This is a genomic window from Neorhizobium petrolearium (assembly GCF_029854435.1).
Lineage (GTDB): Bacteria > Pseudomonadota > Alphaproteobacteria > Rhizobiales > Rhizobiaceae > Neorhizobium > Neorhizobium petrolearium.
The window spans coordinates 1,247,530-1,269,010 of sequence record NZ_CP123000.1 but is presented as its reverse complement, the minus strand read 5'-3'; the positions used below and the strand labels follow the sequence as shown (position 1 = coordinate 1,269,010).

19 protein-coding genes and 1 pseudogene are annotated in these 21,481 nt (G+C 59.0%); 9 read left to right on the top strand and 11 right to left on the bottom strand.

Annotation, left to right across the window (positions count from 1 at the left end):
• Position 1: 1 nt before the first annotated feature.
• The 9 genes and pseudogenes from QEO92_RS06455 to QEO92_RS06415 all read left to right on the top strand — a co-directional run.
• Positions 2–2,461 (top strand): VirB4 family type IV secretion/conjugal transfer ATPase, encoded by a 2,460-nt coding sequence (locus QEO92_RS06455; protein ID WP_227702537.1) that lies wholly within the window; start codon positions 2–4, stop codon positions 2,459–2,461.
• Between the two features lie 251 nt (positions 2,462–2,712).
• Positions 2,713–3,429 (top strand): type IV secretion system protein, encoded by a 717-nt coding sequence (locus QEO92_RS06450; protein WP_407720955.1) that lies wholly within the window; start codon positions 2,713–2,715, stop codon positions 3,427–3,429.
• Between the two features lie 6 nt (positions 3,430–3,435).
• On the top strand, positions 3,436–3,648 hold the full coding sequence (locus tag QEO92_RS06445; RefSeq protein WP_037150219.1) for a hypothetical protein: 213 nt from the start codon (positions 3,436–3,438) through the stop codon (positions 3,646–3,648).
• 15 nt (positions 3,649–3,663) lie between these two features.
• Positions 3,664–4,692: a TrbL/VirB6 family protein gene (locus tag QEO92_RS06440; protein ID WP_037150222.1), complete on the top strand. Its 1,029-nt coding sequence runs from the start codon at positions 3,664–3,666 to the stop codon at positions 4,690–4,692.
• Between the two features lie 40 nt (positions 4,693–4,732).
• The gene (locus QEO92_RS06435; RefSeq protein WP_037150224.1) at positions 4,733–5,431 is read left to right on the top strand and encodes a VirB8 family type IV secretion system protein; all 699 of its coding nucleotides are present in this window, start codon (positions 4,733–4,735) and stop codon (positions 5,429–5,431) included.
• On the top strand, positions 5,428–6,231 hold the full coding sequence (locus tag QEO92_RS06430) for a TrbG/VirB9 family P-type conjugative transfer protein (protein ID WP_037150226.1): 804 nt from the start codon (positions 5,428–5,430) through the stop codon (positions 6,229–6,231). The genes QEO92_RS06435 and QEO92_RS06430 overlap by 4 nt, the downstream gene beginning before the upstream one ends.
• Complete coding sequence (virB10, locus tag QEO92_RS06425; protein ID WP_227702536.1) at positions 6,231–7,439, top strand: type IV secretion system protein VirB10; 1,209 nt, start codon at positions 6,231–6,233, stop codon at positions 7,437–7,439. The genes QEO92_RS06430 and virB10 overlap by 1 nt, the downstream gene beginning before the upstream one ends.
• Positions 7,420–8,448 (top strand): P-type DNA transfer ATPase VirB11, encoded by a 1,029-nt coding sequence (virB11, locus tag QEO92_RS06420; protein ID WP_227702535.1) that lies wholly within the window; start codon positions 7,420–7,422, stop codon positions 8,446–8,448. Before virB10 ends, virB11 begins: the two co-directional genes overlap by 20 nt.
• Positions 8,445–10,130: pseudogene (locus QEO92_RS06415) on the top strand (type IV secretory system conjugative DNA transfer family protein); the annotation flags it as partial. The gene virB11 and the pseudogene QEO92_RS06415, both read left to right, overlap by 4 nt.
• A 16-nt stretch (positions 10,131–10,146) precedes the next feature.
• Here the strand turns inward: QEO92_RS06415 and QEO92_RS06410 are convergent.
• The 11 genes from QEO92_RS06410 to QEO92_RS06360 all read right to left on the bottom strand — a co-directional run bounded on the left by QEO92_RS06410 (position 10,147) and on the right by QEO92_RS06360 (position 21,368).
• On the bottom strand, positions 10,147–10,296 hold the full coding sequence (locus QEO92_RS06410; RefSeq protein WP_161784756.1) for a hypothetical protein: 150 nt from the start codon (positions 10,294–10,296) through the stop codon (positions 10,147–10,149).
• A gap of 128 nt (positions 10,297–10,424) precedes the next feature.
• Positions 10,425–11,600: a M20 aminoacylase family protein gene (locus tag QEO92_RS06405; RefSeq protein ID WP_037150235.1), complete on the bottom strand. Its 1,176-nt coding sequence runs from the start codon at positions 11,598–11,600 to the stop codon at positions 10,425–10,427.
• Positions 11,597–12,208, bottom strand: a complete 612-nt coding sequence (locus tag QEO92_RS06400) for an SRPBCC family protein (RefSeq protein ID WP_081952805.1) — start codon at positions 12,206–12,208, stop codon at positions 11,597–11,599. Before QEO92_RS06400 ends, QEO92_RS06405 begins: the two co-directional genes overlap by 4 nt.
• Before the next feature lie 9 nt (positions 12,209–12,217).
• Complete coding sequence (locus QEO92_RS06395) at positions 12,218–13,111, bottom strand: NAD(P)-dependent oxidoreductase (protein WP_037150237.1); 894 nt, start codon at positions 13,109–13,111, stop codon at positions 12,218–12,220.
• Positions 13,112–13,140: 29 nt separating this feature from the next.
• A complete protein-coding gene (locus QEO92_RS06390; protein WP_227705103.1) occupies positions 13,141–15,489 on the bottom strand; it encodes a xanthine dehydrogenase family protein molybdopterin-binding subunit in 2,349 nt (782 codons plus the stop codon).
• 5 nt (positions 15,490–15,494) lie between these two features.
• A complete protein-coding gene (locus tag QEO92_RS06385; RefSeq protein WP_037150241.1) occupies positions 15,495–15,977 on the bottom strand; it encodes a (2Fe-2S)-binding protein in 483 nt (160 codons plus the stop codon).
• A complete protein-coding gene (locus QEO92_RS06380) occupies positions 15,974–16,852 on the bottom strand; it encodes an FAD binding domain-containing protein (RefSeq protein WP_227702534.1) in 879 nt (292 codons plus the stop codon). The genes QEO92_RS06385 and QEO92_RS06380 overlap by 4 nt, the downstream gene beginning before the upstream one ends.
• Positions 16,853–16,856: 4 nt before the next feature.
• Positions 16,857–17,954: an ABC transporter ATP-binding protein gene (locus tag QEO92_RS06375; RefSeq protein ID WP_227702533.1), complete on the bottom strand. Its 1,098-nt coding sequence runs from the start codon at positions 17,952–17,954 to the stop codon at positions 16,857–16,859.
• A gap of 14 nt (positions 17,955–17,968) precedes the next feature.
• Positions 17,969–18,961, bottom strand: a complete 993-nt coding sequence (locus QEO92_RS06370) for a carbohydrate ABC transporter permease (protein WP_227702532.1) — start codon at positions 18,959–18,961, stop codon at positions 17,969–17,971.
• The gene (locus QEO92_RS06365) at positions 18,962–19,876 is read right to left on the bottom strand and encodes a carbohydrate ABC transporter permease (RefSeq protein WP_210165750.1); all 915 of its coding nucleotides are present in this window, start codon (positions 19,874–19,876) and stop codon (positions 18,962–18,964) included.
• A gap of 163 nt (positions 19,877–20,039) precedes the next feature.
• Positions 20,040–21,368 (bottom strand): extracellular solute-binding protein, encoded by a 1,329-nt coding sequence (locus tag QEO92_RS06360; RefSeq protein WP_037150252.1) that lies wholly within the window; start codon positions 21,366–21,368, stop codon positions 20,040–20,042.
• Between the last annotated feature and the right edge of the window lie 113 nt (positions 21,369–21,481).

Sequence of the window (21,481 nt, the reverse complement as noted above, 5' to 3'; positions counted from 1 at the left end):
CATGCGGAAAGTGATCAGCCAGGAGCTCGGTCTTGGTCGGTTTTCCGGCCGCGAGCGGCCCATGTCTCGGCATATCCCATATCTGCGGCATGTATCCGATACGGTGATCGGGCTGGAGAATGGCTCCCTCTTAAGCGTCATCAGACTGCACGGCTTGTTTTTTCAGACGGAAGATCAGGCAGAACTCAACATGCGCGCTATAGTCCAAAACACGATGATCCGCGCCCTCGGCTCCAGCCGTTATTCGCTGTGGTCTACGGTCGTGCGTCGAGAAGTCGAAGCGCAAATCGGCGGCACGTTCGACAATCCATACTGCGATCTTCTAAATTCCCGCTATATGGAGCAGTTGCGTCACAAGCGCATGTTTCGAAACGAGATCTATCTCACCATTGTGCAGTCGGGAATGCGTGGCGTCCTCGGCGTTGGCGATTCCATTAAACGGATGTTCGCACGAGCAGATCGAGGTGCCGGGCTAAAATACACCCGCGATGACGTCACGGAACTCGAGGAACTCGTCGGAAACCTCGTGCAGGATCTGACCAAATACGGCGCGCGCACGCTCGGTATTACCTACCGGAAGCGTGATGATGATCCGGCGGGAAACGAAGAGCAGTTAAATGCGGCAAAGGTCGAGCCTTACTCTGAGCCTTGCGAATTCTTCAACACGATCCTGACCTGTGGAATACCGCGAAAGATGCGTCTGCCGCGGATGGGAATCTACGGCTTCGTCGGCACGTCGCGGTTGCATTTCGCCAAGCGAACGATGCAGGCTCAAGCAGCCGTCGATGAAGACACCCGTTACGGAGCGATGCTGTCTATCAAGGAATATCCCCCGTTCACCGGTCCGGGTTTACTGGACAGCCTGTTGCAGGTGAACCACGAATTCATCCTCACCCAGTCCTTCTCCATAGCCGACAAGCCGATTGCACAGGAGCGGATCAGCCGGCTGCAGCGGCAGATCAGGGCGTCGGACGGTTCCGGCAGCGCGGTTGAACAAGACATCGACTACGCGCTCAATAGCCTGATGAACCAGGAAGCCGTATTTGGTTTCCATCATCTTTCGCTTCTTTGTCTGTCTCGCGATCTGGAAGGTGTCAGCCGCAGCGTGACAGAACTCGGCGCCAGTCTGACAAACATGAACATCAATTGGCTCAGAGAGGATCTCAACCTCGAAGCGGCTTTTTGGGCGCAACTGCCGGGAAACCACGCTTACATCGCCCGCAAGGCAATGCTGTCGAGTGCAAATTTTTCCGGCCTGTCATCGATGCACAATCTCGCTACGGGAGAGGCTGATCATACCCATTGGGGTTGGCCGATCACCATTCTCGAGACGACATCGCAAACACCTTATTGGTTCAATTTCCATCGTCGTGACATCGGCCACTTCCTTGTCACGGGACCGACCGGATCGGGCAAGACGGTTGCTTTGACATTCCTGTTGGCTCAGGCGATGCGGGTCTCGCCCACACCAAAAGCCGCATTCTTCGACAAAGATCATGGCGCCGAAATATTTGTCAGGGCGATCGGCGGCTCCTATGAGGTATTGTCGCCCGGAACACCGACAGGTTTCAACCCGCTCCAGCTGGAAAACACCGGAACCAACCGCGATTTTTTACTGCGGCTCGTCAAGGCGATGCTGCGATCTGGTGATGGCAGCGCGCTCAGCCAGGAAGACGAAGATACGTTAGAGCAAGCGATCCCCCGCCTGATGCAGGAGCCGAGATCGGAACGAAATCTTTCAAATTTGGCAGACCTTCTCTCGGGCCGGTCGCGGGCCAACGCCAACGATCTTTGTTCTCGCCTTCGCGCTTGGATCGACGGCGAAAAGGCATGGCTCTTTAATGCCGCAGAGGACGTACTTTCTTTCTCGTCCCATCGCGTCTTCGGTTTCGATATGACCCACATCCTCGCCAACGGGGAACTGCGTACACCGGCGCTGATGTATCTTTACCACCGCCTCGATGAACTGCTCGACGGAAACCCCGCCATGTTCTTCATGGATGAGGGCTGGCAGCTCCTAATGGACGAAACTTTCAGCAACTTCATCGTTGACAAGATGAAGACCATCCGAAAGCTGAACGGCATTGTCGGCTTCGGGACACAATCTGCAGCCGATATCGCCAAAGCAAAAGCCTCCCATACGCTGATCGAGCAGGCGGCGACCCACATCCACTTCCCGAACCCGCGGGCCGACGAGGAAAGCTACATAAAACGCTTTGGTCTGACGATGAAGGAATTCAGCTTCATCAAAACGACACCCCCTGAAAAGCGAACCTTCCTGATCAAGCACGGCAATGACTCCGTCATCGCTAGGCTTGATCTCACCGCAATGCCCGATCTCATCAAAGTGCTTTCCGGGCGCAAGGAAACGATCGAGGAATGCGCGCGCTTGCGCGAACGCTATGGCGAACAACCAGAACATTGGCTTGCCCGGTTCTGCGGATGGGAGACAGGCGAATGAAGCAAGGTCGTCTCTTATGGCTTCTAAACCTATCGCTGGCAGTCGGCGTCTCCGGTCCGGCGATGCCACAAGTGCCCGTTGTCGGTCGCGTCAACCCTGCTTTTGGCACTGCCCAAAATGGTGAAGAGGTTAAGATCGCGTCTCGGGTGGCGTCTGCAATCTCCGACAAGGGCATGAATGGAGCCTAACCGAAAGGCCTGCGCACAGAGGCGCGAACGCGAGGCCGATATAGCGCTGATATTGAACGCTGAATGAGGAAAACGACCATGGAGAAATTCTTATTCATCGCATGTTTACTGCCGGTTGCATCCACCGCGTTCGCTCAGGTGCCAGTCATCGACAACGCAAATCTCGATATCGCGAGAAGAACCGCCCAGACGACGGGCGAGATCTTGGAGACGAACGGGCAAGTCCTGAAAACAACCGAAGAAACGCTCGACGCTGTGACCGGCGATCGCGCCGGTGACGCAAACCGCATGCAAAACCTCGCGGTCGGCAATGGCTTCAGCGCGTCGCAGATGCCTTCATTCGACAAATTGTTATCGGGTGGAGTCGCGAACTTTGGGAGCGTAAGCGGAGACGTCTCGCAGGTCGCAACCACATTTCTCAACAGCCTGGAACTGGTAAGGACCCTCTCCGGCAAGGAAAGCAGTTCGTTTTCCGGCGACAAGTCCTATGAGGAGATGGTGAAGACGGTGCTCGGCGTCGCCGCACTCGTTACCGGTTCCCAAAAAGCCGTTCAGACCCGCCGCGCATCATTCGAACAGGCCGGCTCCAGCATCGGTCAGGCCAAGGACATCAAAGGCTCGATCGACCAAAACACCCAGCTTCAGGTCGAAGCGGGCCTGACCATCAACGAGCTGATTGGCGTCATGAACGGCGCTGTGTCCTCGCTGCAGGCAGATAATCAACGCCGGCTCACGGATATCTCGAACTCCCAAAAAGCGCTCAGCTATAGTGACGAGTAACGCACCATGAGCGGCAAGGTATTTCTTTTTTTCATGGTTTCGGTCGGTCTTGTCGGTTGCGGTACTGCCTACAAAGAAAAGACCGCACCTTGCAAGAGACCGAAGCACCTGACCGGATTGGCTCCCGATCCGAGACAGGAATGTGGACCGATGACCCGGGTCAACAGCGACACCTCGGCTGCCGCCCTGGCGGCCATCGATGCAGTGTTGGCAAAATAGCAAAGGTCGGAGGCCATGCACGATTTCCTTGGCGACGTTCTTGAAAGGGTCGAGCAAACAGGATCAAACTTTTCCGAAGAAGCCTTCGGTATCGTTGGTCAACAGCTGATGCCGCTGCTGACAATCCTGTTTGTCGCCTATGTGAGCTACTACGGTCTGCAACTCGTCATGGGAACGGCGCGCGTCAGCGTCAGCGAGATCATCGGCCGCGTCGTGCGCATGTTGGTCATCCTGACCCTCGTCAGCAAGTGGGAGAATTTCAATAGCCTCTTTTATGCCTGGCTGAGCGATACGCCTGAAGAGGTTGGCCGCGCGATCTTGACCGCAACCGGAACCGGCATCACCGAACCCACGAATGGGTTGTCCTTAATCTGGAAGACGGCCAACGAGGCGGCTTCCGCATTCGCGGAACAATCGGGCTACTTCTCCATCCTGCCATCCATGGTCGGCTTTCTGATCATGCTTTGCGTCGGCGTTTTCATCGCCGTGGCGCTGGCGATCCTTCTGCTTGCCAAAGTGATGATGTGGATGCTGATTGGCACCGCTCCCATCTTCATCGCCTGCATGCTCTTTGAACGATCCCGCGGCCTTGGCGCTGCTTGGTTTCAGCAGGTGCTGATGTATGCCCTCATTCCCCTCTTCGTCTACGTGGTTGCAGCCTTCCTCATTGCGGCAATGGACCCGGAATTGACAAAGGTGACGAATGCCGCAGCCCAGAGGCGCCTTCAACTCAGCGATATCTCCGCCTTTCTTTTGCTCTGCTGCGCGGGTGCATTCGTCCTGTTCAACATTCAGATACTCGCCCAGGGCATTACCGGTGGCATTGCGGCCGGTATCGGCAGGATCGCGCGTGACGCCGGACATCTGGCGGGAGTGACCGTCCCGAAAGCGACGTTCGGCGCGGCTCGCTCCTTGGCAGGCACGATCGGCGATCATGGCATGCAAGCAAGGACGCGGACCATGGAAAACATGAGGGCAAATATTCGAAATGCCACCGCCCGAGCGATGCAGAACCGAATCAGCAGCAACAGCCTGCCAAATTGAGTGAACCGTTCGAGGGAAGTGTCTTTAAGGATGCGCGCGAATGAGCAAATCGCATGATGCTGCTCTTGAAAGCTATTTTCAGGATGGCGACCGCTGGGAACAGGAAATCTTGAAGAGCGCCAAGCGATCGCGAGCGATCGCCTGGTTCATCACCATGGTCTTCGGCACCATCACGCTGCTATCGCTGACAGCACTCATCCTGCTGGTGCCACTTAAGAGCTTCGAGCCCTATATCATCGAGGTCGACAAGAATACAGGCTATCTGGAGGTCAAATCCGGCCTTACCAAATCGGTCAAACTAACCGATCTGCAAGCCATCACTCAGGCCAATGTCGTGCGCTACATCCGATCCCGCGAGGGGTACGATCCCTTTGCGGTGACCGAAAATTTCGGCATCGCGGCGCTGCTTTCCACCAATGACGCCGCGCGCGAACTCCAGGAGCTTTATAGCGCGGCAAACCCGGACAATCCCGCGAGAATCTACGGCAAGGATAAAAAAGTCACCGTCGACCTCAAGTCCGTCACCTTCTCAAACCCCAGCACCGCCCTCGTTCGGTTTTCCACGACGGAGAAATCGGACACGGGTCAGATCACCCGCCACTACATTTCCGTTGTCCGCTATCGCTATACGGAATCGCCAGCAACCAATGCGTGGCGCTTCGAAAATCCGTTGGGCTTCCAAGTCTATGACTACCGTCGCGATCAGGAAACGGTCACGCCAGGAGATGCCGGACAATGAGGTTGCTTCTTCTCCCGGCTTTTGCAGTCCTCATCACGGTGGAGGCGTTCGCAAGTCAGGCGCCACGGCCAGGATCGCTCGACCGGCGCGTTACAAGTGTCGTCTATCAGGCGAACAACGTGCTGGAAGTGCCCGCAACCTACGGCATCTCCACCATGATCATCTTCGACGAGGATGAGGAATTCGAAACGATCTCGCTTGGAGATACCGACAGCTGGCAGGTCGCCCCCTCAGAAAAGGGCAACATCCTCTTCGTAAAGCCCATCGCACGAAACGTCGACACCAACATGAACATCGTAACGACCAAGAGGATCTATTTCCTCGAGCTCAATGATCACGCTCCGGACGATGGTAAGCAGGTATTTGCCATTCGCTTCGTCTATCCCGACAAGGACCTGAACGCGCGATGGCGCCAGGAGGCCAAGGATCGGGCCGCCTATCCCAATATCGCCAATATCGACAGGGCAAACGTCAATATCGATTATTCGTTTTCCGGCGATCCGGCCCTGAAACCCAGCATGGTCTTTGATGACGGCAAGAAGACCTTCTTTCGGTTTGAAAAGGCTGTCCCCGCGATCTTTGCCGTCCAATCCGATTTCTCCGAGACCCTGCGCAACTTCCGTAAAGAGGGCGATTACATCGTCGTCGACGGTATCGCCACGCAATACACGCTTCGCGACGGCAACCAATGGACCTGCATCTTTAATCTTGAAAGGCCTGACTTCGGCGTCCCGAACCCTGATTTTTTCGGGCCGGCTTTGGACAGGAATGCGACGAAGCGGCGAAGGAGCGGCAACTGATGAAGTTAAGCCCGGAACTAGAGGCGATGGCCGCGGCCGACGACACGCCGGTCCAGGATCGAAACGCTCGACGAGACCAAAGGCTTGGAGCAATAGCCCTGTTTCTGGGCGGGATTGCCGCCGCGTACCTCGTCGTCACGACCTCCGGCGAAAAAAACACCGAGAACATCCAGAGCGACGAGGAATTTCAGACGACGACCTTCAGGCCGCCGTCCTTTCTGAGGGAAACAGAAAAGCCCTCGCCCGCCCCCGAGCAGCCTGTCATCAATCTGCCGCCACCCGCTCCCCCGGAAAAACCGCCTCCCGAGACGACGACCTTTGACGTACCTCCGCCGAAAGAGGTGGCTCAGCCGCCAATGCCCCCTTCACCTATCGAGGAGGCTTTTCCGAAACGGTACATGTCAAAGCTGATTGCAATGGATGAAATCGCCGGCGGCAATGATGGTCGTAGCCTCCGCAACGAAGGCAGTTCAGGCGTGACGGTCGCCGGCGCCGATCGCAACAGCACATATCTCAATGCAGCCTCCAATCTGGCCAGCCGTAGCGCCAAGGCCCGCCGGATCGAGCGGATCGATGCCATGATTACCGAAGGAACGTTGATCCCCGGCATTTTGGAAACGGCGATTAATAGCGATCTGCCCGGCCAAATCAGGGCCATTACGTCACAAGACGTCTATTCTTTCGACGGTCGACGCATCCTAATCCCGACCGGCACCCGCCTCATTGGAGAATACCAGTCAGAGATCACGCGTGGTCAAAAGCGCATTTTTGTCATCTGGACCCGTCTCATCCGCGACGATGGCGTCTCCGTCAGACTTGATTCAATTGCCACCGACGGGCTGGGAAGGTCTGGATTGACCGGCCATGTCGACAACAAGTTCCGTGAACGGTTCGGCGCCTCGATCATGTTGTCGATCGTCGGTGCTGGCGCAAGCTATCTGACGGGATACGGCAGCGAACGGGCTTCTGGCAACGGCGATGACGCAGAGCGTGGCGCAGAGCTCGCGCGAGAAACGATCGCTGAGACCTTCAGCAATATGGCGAATACCGTTCTTTCGGAAAACCTGCGCATCGCGCCGACGATCAATGTTCCTCAAGGCGAGCGCATCTTTGTCTATGTGCGCCAAGACCTCGACTTCAGCGCCCTTTATGACGATCCGATCACCGAAGCAATGAAGGAGATCCGACGTGAACGTCGCGACAGGTAATGTCATGTCGACCAGGCGCGATCATTATTATTTCCTCAATCGCGCCCTCGAACCGCTTCGGCGGTTCCTTGACGATCCGGCGGTCATGGAGATTGCCGTCAACGGGCCTGGCCATGTCTATATCGAGCGACGTGGTGCCGAATATATGGAGCATCATCACATCAGCAGCCTAACGGCTGACGAAATCCAGAATATAGGCGAGCGGGTTGCAGCGGCGACCGACCAGTTTGTCAGCCGTACAAAGCCGATCCTCAGCGCCTCACTACCGACCGGCGAACGCATCCAGATCGTCTTGCCGCCGGCTGCATCCGGCGGCGGTTCGGTCTCTATCCGCAAACAGGTGATCAATGATTTTACGCTCGAGGAATATCGGGACAACGGCTCGCTGGACAAGGTGTCGGTTGCCGTCGGCGACCTCAGCGACCTCGATCACACGCTGGTTGGGCATCTGCGAGCAAACAGGATTTACGACTTCATTCATACGGCGATCAGTCAGCGGGTCTCCATCCTGATCAGCGGCGGCACGTCCTCCGGCAAGACGACATTCCTCAACGCCTGCCTGAAGAGTATCCCCCAACATGAGCGGATCATCACGCTCGAAGACACACGAGAACTTTTCCCTCCCCAGCCGAACACGGTCCACCTGGTTGCCTCGAAAGGTGACCAGGGTACGGCCGATGTATCGATCCAAAGTTTGCTCGAAGCCTCATTGCGCATGCGCCCCGATCGGCTGTTCATGGGCGAAATTCGCGGAAGTGAAGCTTTTTCCTTCCTTCGCGCCATCAACACCGGTCATCCCGGCAGCATGTCCACGGTCCATGCCGATACACCCTTGGGCGCCTACGAACAGCTTGCAATGATGATCCAGCAGGCCGGTATCTCTTCAGGCTTCTTAAAGCACGACCTCATGTCCTACATCCGGATGGTCATCCCGGTCGTCATCCAGTTGCGCCGCGAAGGCGGCAAGCGGAGCGTCTCTGAGATTTTCTTTGCGCGAGACGAGCCGTGATCAGACAGTTCCAAAGCTTCTACTTGTGCTTCTGCGCCGCGATCGCATTGTTTGTCTGGCTGCTCGCCTACGGCCTGGGGCTTCAGCTTTTCTACGAGGATGGACGGATTCTCAAGGCCACGATCACGAGCAATCCCTTTTCGCCGATCCAGCAGTTCTGGTTCTATCCGACCGACCCTGTCCTACAGAAAGTCGCACTTTGGGCAGCGGTGCCAGCCACGCTGGTCGCCGGTCTCATGGCCCATCTTGGTCTAAAACCGACCACGAACCCTTTAGGCGACGCGGCATTTCAGGACAGGGCTTCGCTTCGACGTGGCAAATGGTTTCGCAAAAAGGGCCATATCTTCGGCCGGCTGGGATCAAGAATTCTAAGGGTCAAGGACGATCGGCACCACGTCATTATCGGCCCGACACGCTCGGGCAAAGGTGCAGGTTACGTCATTCCCAATGCCCTGATGCACCAAGGTTCGATGATCGTCACCGATCTGAAAGGTGAGATTTTCAGGGCAACCGCCGGATATCGCCGTCGAGACGGCAGCGAGGTATTTCTGTTCGCACCGGGGGCGGTAACGACAAACTGCTACAACCCCCTCGATTTCGTTCGCACAGAACGCGGTGACCGCACCGCCGACATTCAAAACATCGCCAATATACTCGTCCCTGAAAATATCGACTCTGAAAATTCGATCTGGCAAGCGACCGCGCAACAGGCGCTTGCCGGCGTCATCAGCTATGTGCTGGAAAGCCCGTTTTATAAAGACCGTCGCAATCTCGCAGAGGTCAATTCCTTTTTCAATACAGGCCTCAATCTTCAGGAGTTGATGAAATGCGTCAAGGAGAAAGAACCTGGCCTTTCGAAGTTCACGATGGAGAGCTTCAATTCCTTTATCGCGCTTTCCGACCGCGCCGCCGCGTCCGCTCTTCTCGATATCCAAAAGGCCATGCGCCCCTTCAAGAATGAACGGGTCGTTGCAGCGACACGCGTTACCGACATGAACTTCCATGCCATGAAGCATCGGCCGATCTCCATTTATCTAGCGCCAAGTCTGAGGGATATCACGCTGTTGCGCCCCCTCCTTACTTTGTTCGTGCAACAGGCCATGGATATTCTCACGCTCGAGCACGATCAGAATTCGCTGCCGGTCTATTTCCTCCTCGACGAGTTCCGTCAGTTGAGGCGGATGGATGAGATCATGATGAAGCTGCCTTATGTCGCCGGCTATAACATCAAACTCGCCTTCATCATCCAGGATTTGAAGAACCTCGATGAAATCTATGGCGAGACCTCGCGTCACTCCCTGCTTGGTAATTGCGGCTATCAGCTCGTCCTCGGCGCCAACGACCAGGCGACGGCTGAATACGCGTCGCGGGCGCTCGGCAAACGCACAATCCGCTATCAATCGGAATCGCGAACGATCGAATTTTTCGGTTTACCGCGACGGACCAAGGTCGAACAGATCCGAGATCGTGATCTGATGATGCCTCAGGAAATCCGACAAATGCCGGAAGATAGGATGATCCTCCTCACCGAAGGACAACGCCCGATCTTCGCGGAGAAACTCCGCTTCTTTCAAACGCAGCCGTTCAAATCGGCGGAAGCTTATTCGCAGGCCAACATTCCACGGGTACCGCAGGTCGAATATCTCCCGCCCAAGCCCGTTCCGGCCACAACCGCCAGCTACCAAGACGCGGTTAACCTCACTTCGGCTCCGCGCTCATGATGATCGCCTCCCCAAGTGGAGCCCGGTAAAGAATGATGCGGCCGGTCGGTATGACCCGCAAGAGCCCGGCGAGCGTTGGGATGCCCGCCATCGCAATGATCAAGCCGCGCTTACGGACCGGAGACATACTTGCACCCGACCCGCCAACCTCAACCATCTCGGAAGTCACCTTACCAAGCGGGCGCCATCCAGACATAACGATGCCGAGCATCGGCTCCGGCTGCTTTGCGACAAGATCCGCGGAGCACGGTCCGGTCAGGAAGCGAGACTATTGAGTGCAAGCGCGCGATGGGCGACTTGCATCCAGTATTGAACACCGAGCGTGAGAGCCTCGTCGTTGAAGTCATAACCCGGACTATGGAGATTTCGCCCACAGTCCGCACTGCCATTTCCGATCCAGATGTAGGCCCCCGGTTTCTTCCGAAGCATGAACGAAAAGTCTTCTGCGCCCATGCTCGCCGGCATATCCTGATAAACCAAACCCTCCTTGGACACGGTTTGCGCAGCCGCCCTGGCGATGTCGGTTTCCGCCTCTGTGTTGATCGTCGCCGGATAACGCCTCTGATAATCCAACTCAGCTCGAGCGCCGAAAGTCTCCGCCACCAGCCGCGCGCGATGCGCCATCTCGGCCTCAAGCCGGTCGCGCACCTCCAGCGTCAGCGATCGCGCCGTGCCCCGAATTAATACCGTGTCCGGAATGATGTTCCAGGTATCGCCTGCGTGGATCTGCGTAATACTGATCACCGCTGCATCTGCCGGGCTCAGCGTGCGGCTGACGATTGCCTGCCAGGCCGTATTGATCTGGCCGGCGACAAGGATCGGGTCGATCCCCTGATGCGGCATGCCGGCATGGGCGCCCTTTCCGATGATCTTCAGTTCGAAATTGTCCTGGGCCGCCATCATCGGGCCGGGATGGATTGCAAATGTGCCTACCGGCAGACCGGGCCAGTTGTGCATCCCGAATATGCGGTCTACCGGGAAGCGATCGAACAAGCCGTCCTCGATCATGACCATGGCGCCGCCATGGTTCTCCTCCGCTGGCTGAAAGATGAAAACGACCGTTCCGCGGGGAGGATTGGCCGCCATCAGACGGGCGGCGCCGAGCAGCATCGCGGTATGGCCGTCATGACCGCAGGCGTGCATTTTGCCGGGCACCTTCGAGGCATAGGGCAAACCCGTCGCCTCGGCGATGTCGAGAGCGTCGATATCGGCCCGCAATGCAACAGAGGGCCCTTCCCCGTTGCGCAATACGCCGACAACGCCCGTGCGCCCGATCCCTTCGTGTACCTCCAGGCCGGCATCCCGTAATTTTTCTGCAATGAAGGCCGCTGTTCGATGCTCTTCAAAGGCCGTTTCCGGGTGCTCGTGCAATTGACGGCGCCATTCGATCAGCTTCGGCTCCAGGGACTTGATGCAGTCTGTAATATTCATTGCATGACTCCCGACACAAGCGTACCCGCCACGCCGATTGCCATACCGACCAGCAACCAGGCGATCCGGTCGATCAACGGTATATGAGCGGTCGCCGATGTCGGGCCTGGGGGCGAGTGCTCATGCCCGTCGGAAGAACCATTTGGCTGCTCGCCGGTCTGGCCCGTTCCGCCGGAAAGCACGGCGGAAAAACTGGAAAAGAAATCCTCCGCATTTTTCTTTGCGATGCTCTGGATCAGCCTCCCCCCGACGCTTGCGAGTTTGCCGCCGATGTCGACATCTGCAACATAGGCGAGTAGCGTGCGGTCTCCCTGCGGCGTCAGCCTGATCCTCGCCGAGCCTTTCGCAAAGCCTGCCGGGCCTCCCTGACCTCGCCCCGATAGTATATAGCCGAAGGGCGGATCGAGGTCGCTCAATTCCACCTTACCCTTGAACGTGGCGGAAACCGGCCCGACTTTCGCGACCACCGATGCCGTGAATTCCCTGTCTCCGGTCTGCAGCATCTCAGAACAGCCCGGAATGCTGCGCCGGAGGGTTTCGGGATCGTTTAGCCCAACCCATACCTTGTCGATCGGCGCAGGGATGACATGTTCACCAACAAATTCCATTGCCGTTTCCTATTTCCCGGCGTGCTGTTCGTAGAGCCTGTAGATCGCCTGCGTTCCCTCCTCACCGAATCCGCTCGACGCGAGCGTCTCATAGAGCCGCTTGGCCAGCGCGAGGCCCGGCAGGTCGAGCTTCATCCGCTCTGCTTCAGCGATGGCGATCGACATATCCTTGATGAAGTGATGCACGTAAAAGCCGGGAGCATAGTCGTCGGCCAGCATCTTCGGGCCGAGGACATTCAAGGCGAAGCTGGACGCGGCTCCGGTTCCGATCGAAGACAGGACCCGTCCTGCATCGAGCCCGGACGCCTTGGCATAGGCGAGGCTCTCGCTGACGGCGATCATGGTAGAAGCGATGGCGATCTGGTTGCTCATCTTCGTGTGCTGTCCCGCCCCCGGCCCACCTTGCAGGACGATGTTTTCGCCCATCAGCCTGAGGAGGGGCAGAGCGACGTTGAACGCGGCTTCGTCCCCCCCGACCATGATCGAAAGTTTGCCCGCCTTCGCACCGACGTCCCCCCCGGAGACTGGCGCATCGAGCGTCCTAACGCCTTTTTGCGCCGCTTTCGCCGCAATCTCGACGGCGAGCGTAGGGCTGGAAGTGGTCATGTCGATGAGTACCGCCCCCGCTTTTGCCCTCTCTACGATCCCGCCAGCGCCGAGGTAGGTTTCCTCGACATCCTTGGGATACCCGACGATGGTGACAAGGATGTCGCACGCCGCCGCCACCTCTCCTGCGCTGTCGTGCCAGACGGCGCCCCTGGCAACCAATTCGGCTCCCTTGCCTTTTGTCCTGTTGTAGACATGCAGCTCGTGCCCGCCGTCGAGAATGTGGCCCGCCATGCTGCGCCCCATGATTCCCAGGCCGACGAAGCCGACTTTCTTCCTGCTATCTGTACTGTTCATCTCGGTTCTGTCCTTTCAGCCAGGCGGGCTCACATGTGCTCGCGCAACAATGACCGCAGGTATTGCGGGGAAAGCGGCTGGCGGTCCGCCACCACGCCGAACGGCGTCAGCGCGTCGTTGACGGCATTGGTCAACGCTCCGATCGATCCCATCACACCGCCTTCGGCCATGCCCTTGATGCCGGCCGGCGTACGCTTGTTCGGTGTGTGGTTGTGGAGAATTTCGAAGTTCGGCAGCTCGCAGGCCGTCGCCACCAGGTAGTCGGCGAACGTGGCGGAGAGATTCTGCCCGTTCTCGTCGTAGACGACTTCCTCCAGCATGGCCCCGCTCAGCCCCATGGCGATGGCGCCCTGCTGCTGGCCACGCACGACGATCGGGTTGATGACGGTCCCGCAATCCTCCGAAACCACGTAACGGGAGATGCTGAGCATTCCGGTGCGGATATCCACCTCGACTTCGCAGGCGTGCGACGAGTTGGAATAGGTCATCGGCGGGGGATCGTAGGTCAGCGAGAAATCAAGCCCCGGCGCGATCCCTTCCGGCAGGTTTGTCGGGTCGAGATAAGCCGTTCTGGCGATGTCGGCGAGGCTGATCCCCGTTGCGTTCCATTCGCCATTGAGGAGCCTTTCCACCCGGCCGTCCAGGAGGTGGAGGTCGGATGCCGAATTCAGGCCGAGCTGGTGCGCGGCGATCCGCAACACGTGGTCGCGGGCTTTTTGCGCGCACAGATACAGCGAACCGCCGCCCGCCGTGCCGCCTCTCGCGCCACGGCTGCCCATGCCGTAGGGAGCCACATCGGTATTGCCGATATGAATCCGAATGCAGGAAGGGTCCACGCCCAATCCCTCGGCAACGGCCTGCGACATCGCCGTCTCATAGCCCTGGCCTGTTGCGCCGAGCCCGACCGAGGCGTTCACGACCCCGCTCGGTTCGATCCTGACCCACGCAGCCTCGTGCCCCGAACCGGGAATGCCGGTCGATTTGTAGAACGCGGAGCCGTAGGTGGTGGATTCGACGACAGTGCAAAGGCCGAGCCCGATATAACGTCCCTCGTTCCGCAAAGCCTGCTGGCGATTGCGGAAGGCGTCGTAGCCGACGGCATCGACCACTCTGCGCAATGTCTCTGCCGGCGTGATGTCCTCCAGCAGTTCGCCCGTGGGCATTCGATAGGGCAGGTCTTCCGCCCCGAGTATGTTGGTCCGGCGGACATCGAGGGGGTCGAGACCGAGCTGCCGAGCGACGGCATCGATCGTTCCGTCCATCACCCAGCTGGTGATGGACATGGGTGCCCGCATCGGGCCGTTCCCGCACTTGTTCGTCAGTGCGATCTTGACGTCGAAAGCATAGTCCTCGATCCGGTACGGGCCGGTCAGGATCATCGCTACGACGCGTGACATATAGTTTGCCGGATAGAAACAATAGGCTCCGAAATCCTCGGTGATTTCCAGTTCCAGTCCGAGAATTCGCCCTTCCGCCGTGACCGACGCGCGCGTGCGGCAGAAGTTTTCGCGCGCGTGGCTTGCTGCCATGAGGTTCTCGCTCCGGTCCTCGCGCCAGCGCACCGGACGGTTCAGATGACGCGCCAGGGCGGCGACCGTCAGTTCCTCCCGGTAAAGCGCGATCTTCTGTCCGAAGCCGCCTCCGACGTCGAGGGATATGACGGCGACCTGGCTTTCGGAAAGTCCAAGGCGGACCGCAAGCTGGCTGCGCAGCGGATGCACGACCTGACTGCCGGTATGGAAAGTAAGGTGCTCCCGCCCGGCGTCCCAGACAGCCACACAGCCCCGCGTTTCCATAGGCACGTGGGTCTGGCGATGCTGGTAGAACGAAGCCTCGACGACCGCGTGTGCCTCCTTGCGGCGCCGATCAACATTTCCGGCGGAAAAGCTCTGATGCGAAACGAGATTGGAAGGCAGCGTCTCGTCGACCAGGACCGCATTGCCGACAAGCGCATTTTCCAGCGAGGCGATCGCCGGCAGCAGTTCGTATTCGACGTCGACAAGTTCGGTGGCGTCCTCGGCGACGTACCGGTCCTTCGCTACCACAACGGCCACCGGATCGCCGTGAAACCGGACCTTATCGATCGGCAACGTCGAAATCTCGGTCGGATGAAGGCCCTCGATCGGCGGCGCCACCCGCAACCGGTTTGTCCATCTGTCGAGGTCTTCACCGGTAAAGACGCCGATTACGCCGGGCAGGTCGCACGCCGCTTCCGTTGAAATCTTCAGGATGCGCGCGTGAGCATGCGGCGAGCGCACGAAGCATGCGTGCAGAGCGCCGGGTACCACGATGTCATCAACATAACGCCCCCGCCCAGTGACGAGACGCTTGTCTTCCTTTCGCGCCAGCGGTTTGCCGATGTAGTGGAAGCCATCCATTTCGCTCACGGCCGCTCCTCGCGAATAGTTCTCGCCGCCTTCAAAACGGCGGCAACGATGTTCTGATAGCCCGTGCAGCGGCACAGATTGCCCGACAGGACGTCGCGCACGTCGTCCTCGCTAGGATCGGGCGTATCACGAAGGAAGGCTTCGAAGGTCATGATGATCCCGGGCGTACAAAAGCCGCACTGGAGTCCGTGCTCCTCATGCAGCGCCCGCTGCAGCGGGCTTAAATCTGTCCTTCCGACGGCCTCGATCGTCGTGATCTCGTGCCCTTCCATCTGGATGGCATAGGTCAGGCAGGCGCGTGCCGGTTGATCGTCGATCAGCACCGTACAAGCCCCGCAAACGCCGTGTTCGCAGCCGATATGCGTCCCGGTGAGCCCGAAATCCTCGCGCAACACGTCGGCGAGCAATTTGCGAGGTTCTACCGTCGCCTCCAGGGTTTCACCATTCACCGTGAGCGAAATCATCCGCGCGACGCTCATGCAGACGCCTTCCGCGAACGCGCCAACGCCGTCGCGAGCGCCTTTTGCGTCAGGGGCGCAGTCACCTCGCGACGAAAGACCGCCGGAATCTGCACGGTGTCTTCAGGCGCGACCGATTGCGCCGCGAATTCGGAGACCGCCTCGATCCAAGTGTCCTCCATGATCACGCCGGAAGGAGCGACTGCCGACAGGTCGAGCCGGAGGGGCACGGGCGCGACACCCCCGAGCGCGACGTGCAGGTCCCCCAGCCTGCCGGCGTCATCGAGCGTCAGGAGCACCGCGACGGCGACCACGGCAAAATCGCCGCGACGGCGGCTGAACAACTCGAATGCCCAACCGGCGTTGATTGGCAGGCGTGGATAGAGAACCGAGGTCACGAGCTCGCCCTCTGCGAGATCGACTGTCATTACCGACTTGAAGAAATCGCCCGCAGCAATTTCCCTCCGTCCGGAGAGTCCGTGCAAGACCAGTCGCGCGCCGCCGAGCACCGCGACCAGCGGCATCTGCGCGGCCGGATCGGCATGGGCGAGGCTGCCGCCAAGCGTGCCGCGGTGACGGATCGCATAATGGCCGATTGTCGCAGCCGCCGCCGCCAGCAACGGATGCGACCTCGCCACTTCCGGCGCGGTCGCCACCCGATGGTGCCGCGTCATCGCGCCCACCTCCAGCATGGCATCCGAAACCCTGATGAAATCGAGCTCCACCAGATCGTTCAGGTCGATCAGGTGCTCGGGACGGGCGAGCCTCATGTTCAGCATCGGACCGAAGCTCTGGCCGCCGGCGATGGGCTTTGCCCGTTCTCCGAAACGGGCGAGCAAACCCAGCGCAGCATCGAGCGTCTGCGGCCGATGGTAATCGAATGACGCGGGTTTCATTCTATCATCCGATCAGGCTCATTTCGCTCGCCGCATCGAAGACATGCAGCCTGTGGGCGTTCGCCGACAGCTTGATCACGTCTCCGTAGCTGTGGCGCAGGTCCTTGTTGACGCGGAAGAAAAGTTCCTCGCCCTCCACTTTCATGCCGAGGAACTGATCGGAACCGACCGGAAGGACGGAGGTTACCGTGCCGGCGATGACTTCGCCGTCTGCGGGCGTATCCCGTTCGTCGACATCCTCGGCGCGAATGCCGAGTTTCACCTTGCGGCCATTATGCGCCAGAAGCTGGCTTGCCCGTTCCGGCGCGAACGACAGCCTTGTCTCGCCCCGCACGAAGGCGACCTTTTGTCCTTCGACCACCAGCTCGCCTGTGAGATAGTTGATGGGCGGGCTTCCGAGGAACGAGGCGACGAAGGTGTTGGCGGGATGTTCGTAGATCTCGTCGGGGGTTCCGATCTGCTGCACGTGTCCGTTGCGCATGACGACGATCCTGTCGGCCAGCGTCAATGCCTCGGCCTGGTCATGGGTCACGTAGACGAAGGTCGTCTGCATCGAACGATGCAGTTCCTTGATTTCCGCCCGCATCGAAATGCGCAGCGCCGCATCGAGGTTCGACAGCGGCTCGTCCATGAGGAACACCGCCGGGCGGCGCACCATGGCGCGACCGAGCGCTACGCGCTGGCGCTGGCCGCCCGACAGCTGGCCCGGACGCCTGTCGAGGAGAGAGGTGATTTCCAGGCGCTGGGCCGCATCCCTCACCCGACGATCGATGTCGTCCCTGGGATGCTTGCGCATAATCAGGCCGAAGGCGATGTTCTCGTAGACCGTCTTGTGCGGATAGAGCGCATAGCTCTGGAAGACCATGGCGACGTCGCGATGATGCGGGGGCGTGAAATTGACGGTTTCATCGTCGAAGTAGAGGTTGCCCTCGGTCACTTCCTCCAGGCCGGCGATCATGTTCAGCGTGGTGGACTTGCCGCAGCCGGAGGGACCGAGCAGAACCACGAATTCCTTGTCATTGATCTCGAGATTGAGATTTTCGAGGGCGACATAACCGTTCGGATAACGCTTGGAGGCATTTTCAAATTCGATGCGAGCCACTGGCAAACTCCCTGTTACCCTTTCACGGCGCCGGCCGTGAGGCCGGAGACGATGTAACGTTCAAAGACGATGGCGATGATCACCGGCGGCACGATCGCAAGAAGACCCGCCGCGTTGATGAACGAGAAGCTTATGGTGAAATCGGACGTGAACGACGCCAGGACGATCGGCAGCGTCTGGGAGGAGACCGTCTGGGTGAACATCAGCGCCAGGAGGAACTCGTTCCAGCTGGTCAGGAACGCAAACAGGATCACCGCCACAATGGAAGGCAGCGACAACGGCAGATAGACATGCGTCAACGTCTGCAGGCGTGAGCAGCCATCGACGCGCGCCGCCTTGTCGAGCTCGTCCGGCAGGCTCTCGAAATACTGGATCAGGATGAACACCGTGAACGGCACGGTGATCGCCAGATAAGTGACGACGAGCGACAGGATGCTATCGAGCAGCCCGAGATTCTTGATGACCAGGAAGAAGGGAACGACGAGGGCGATATCGGGAATGACGCGGGTCGCGAGGATGAAATAGACGGACCCCGTCCGCCCCCGGAAACGGATCTTCGCCATCGCATAGGCCGCGGGAAGCCCGACCAGCAGGTTCAACACGACAACGAGGGTCGCGACGGCGAAGCTGTTGAACATGGCCGGCAGCAGGTTTTTGGCCGTCGACGGGATGAAGCTTCCCGAGGCCGGGTCCTGCCTGTTGCGGGTCTCATAGCTCACCGGGCCTTCGTCGGCCGTAAAGATCGCCTTGAAATTCCTGAGCGTCGGTTCGTCCGGTATCCAGTGCGGCGGCACCGAAACGATCTCGGCTTCGGTCTGCAGCGAGGACGATACCAGCCATGCGACGGGCATCAGGACGACCAGCATGATGGCAAGCGAGCCGGCGAATATGACCCCGCGGTGGAGCCACCTGTAGATCTCACCGCGCCGCTTGTAGTTGATCGAGCGCGGCGGGACGGGTCGCCCGGCCCGGCTCCCGTTGTCCGGGAGGTCGTGAAGGCTGGCCATTTACACACTCCTGCCGAGAATCTTGATGACGAAGTAGGCGAGCGCAAAGGTCACCAATGCCAGGACGTAGGACATCGCGGCGCCGGAACCGAAGGACAGGTTGCGGAACGTCTCGATGTAAATTTCCCACGACAGCACATGGGAGGCCGTGCCGGGACCGCCTTCCGTCAGAACGAAGAACAGATCGAAATGCCGGATGGAAATCATCGTCTCGTAGAGGATGACCAGCATGAAACCCGTGCGCATGGAAGGCAGCGTTACGTGAAGGAAACGCTGCAGGAGCGGCGCCCCATCGACTCGGGCCGCATTGTAGAGATCCTGTGGAATGGATTTCAGCGACACCAGCAGCAGGATCGTTGCCAAGGGGACTTCTTTCCAGACGAAGGCATTGGCGATCAAAGGCAGCGTTTTTTGCTGGTCACCGAGCCAGACCAGGTATTTTTCGATAAAGCCGAGCTGGTAGAGCAAGCCGTTGAGCGCGCCGTAGCCGGAATCGTAGATCCACTTCCACATCAGGGCGTCGGCGACATAGGGAATGGCCCAGGGAATCAACAGGATCGTGCTGACCAGGCGCCGTCCAGGGAACTTCTCGTTGAGGAGCAGGGCGGCCAGGAGCGCCAGCACCGTGATCGCCGTGACGGACATCACGGTGAAGGTGACGGTCCTCAACACCGCGGTCCAGAAAAGATCATCGCCGAACAGCTGAATATAGTTGTCCAGCCACACGAACGGCGTCCGGTTGGGACGCGTCAACTTGATCTGGAAGAGGCTTATATAGAAGGAATAGCCAATCGGGAAAACCGCCACCAGCCCGAGGACCGCCATGACCGGCGCGATGAAAACAAGTGCTGTACGGTCGTCATACGTAAAACGCCGCATCACCTTCGCGCCTATTCCGCCTGCCGTATTTGACATGTCGAGAAGTTCCACCAGATTCCGATATCGATGAGCCAACTGAGATCGATCCCGCCTAGACCTGATCGCGCTTCGCCCGAAACGTGTCCCCAAACCAGATACGGTGCCCCAGATCCCGCTTCCCGGCCGGCCACCCAGCCAGGAAGACTATCTGTCGATGTTATCAGGACTGGGACTTGAGATCGTCCCACTCCTTCCCCGACTTCTTCAACGCATCAGCGGCCGAGGCATTGCCGAGAACCGCCGACTGCCACGCGGAGCCGTTGACCTCGTTCCAGTCGCCGAACCAGGGCGTTATCACGTCCTTCTTGCGGGCGAGCGCCTGCTGTTTCTGGATCAGTTCCACATCGCCATATTTGTTGTAGGCGGCGCGCACGTCGGCATCCTGGAACAGCGGCTTGACGCCGAAACTCGAACCCAGATCGAGGAAAAGCAGCTTCTGGAATTTGTATTCGCCGTCCGCCTTGCCGCCAAACCATTCGATCAGCTTCGCGGCGTTTTCGGCACGGGCCTTGTCGGCGGCAGCCTGCGTCGACATGCCATGGAAACGCATCCAGCCGACCGTCGCGTGCGACCCGTCCTTGCCCTGCGGCATCAGCGCCTGCTTGGCGCGGCCCGCAATCTTCGACTGAGCCGGATCGTTAAGCATGGCCAGGCGATATTTCGGCAGAAGTGCAAAGGCATGGTTGCCGGCAGCAAACGCCTTCAGGCCGTTGAGCTCCCCCGTTTCCAGGCAGGCGGAGGAGACGATCTTATGCTTGTTGACCGCATCGACGATCCACTGGAGGGTCGTCAGGGCGCCGCCCTTTGCCTCCTGCATGACCGAATTGCCCTTGTCGTCGGTGAAGGCGCCGCCCTGCGAAAAGACCATTGCCGACATGAACTCGATGAGCCAGCTTTCCTTGGCTAGCGCCAGCATCAGCGGAAAATCGGAAAGGCCTTTCTGCTTCATCACCAGCGACTGCTCGACGACTTCGTCCCAGCTCGTCGGCGGCGCGGAAAACCCTGCAGCGGAAAGCTTTTCGGCATCGTACAGGAAGCCCATGTAGTCAGTGTAGTAGGTCAGGCCGTACTGGCGTCCGTTATAGGTCATCGAATCCGTACAAAACGGTTCGGCGTCGCCATTATAGGCCATCAGATTGTCGAATCCGTCGATCGGGGCGATCCAGTTGGCTTCGGCCCATTGCGGCAGCCAGCCGTCCGAAACCCACAGGACGTCCAGGGGGGCGCCGCCGGCAAATTTCGTGACCATAGCATCGGGATACTGTGCCCATGGCGCATTCGCGTAATCGACGGTCAAGCCCGTCTTCTTCTCGAATGCAGCGACATGGCTCTTGACCAGATCGACCGCAGCCGACCAGGTCTGCAGGTTGATGTTGCTACCTGCGGCACGCGCAGTCACGCCCGGCAGAGCCAGCGCGGCGCCACCGACCAAGGCCGAAGCCTTGAGAAATTCGCGCCGTCCGAAGGCGCGCCCTAATCCAGTTTTCATCTTTTTATCCCCTCGAATGCGCGACTGTGTCGCGTAACCGGCCCAAGGCCGCGGAAGCCGTCGGCCTCACGGGGAAAAGCTAACAACGTCTGAATAAGTCGTCAACTGACGAC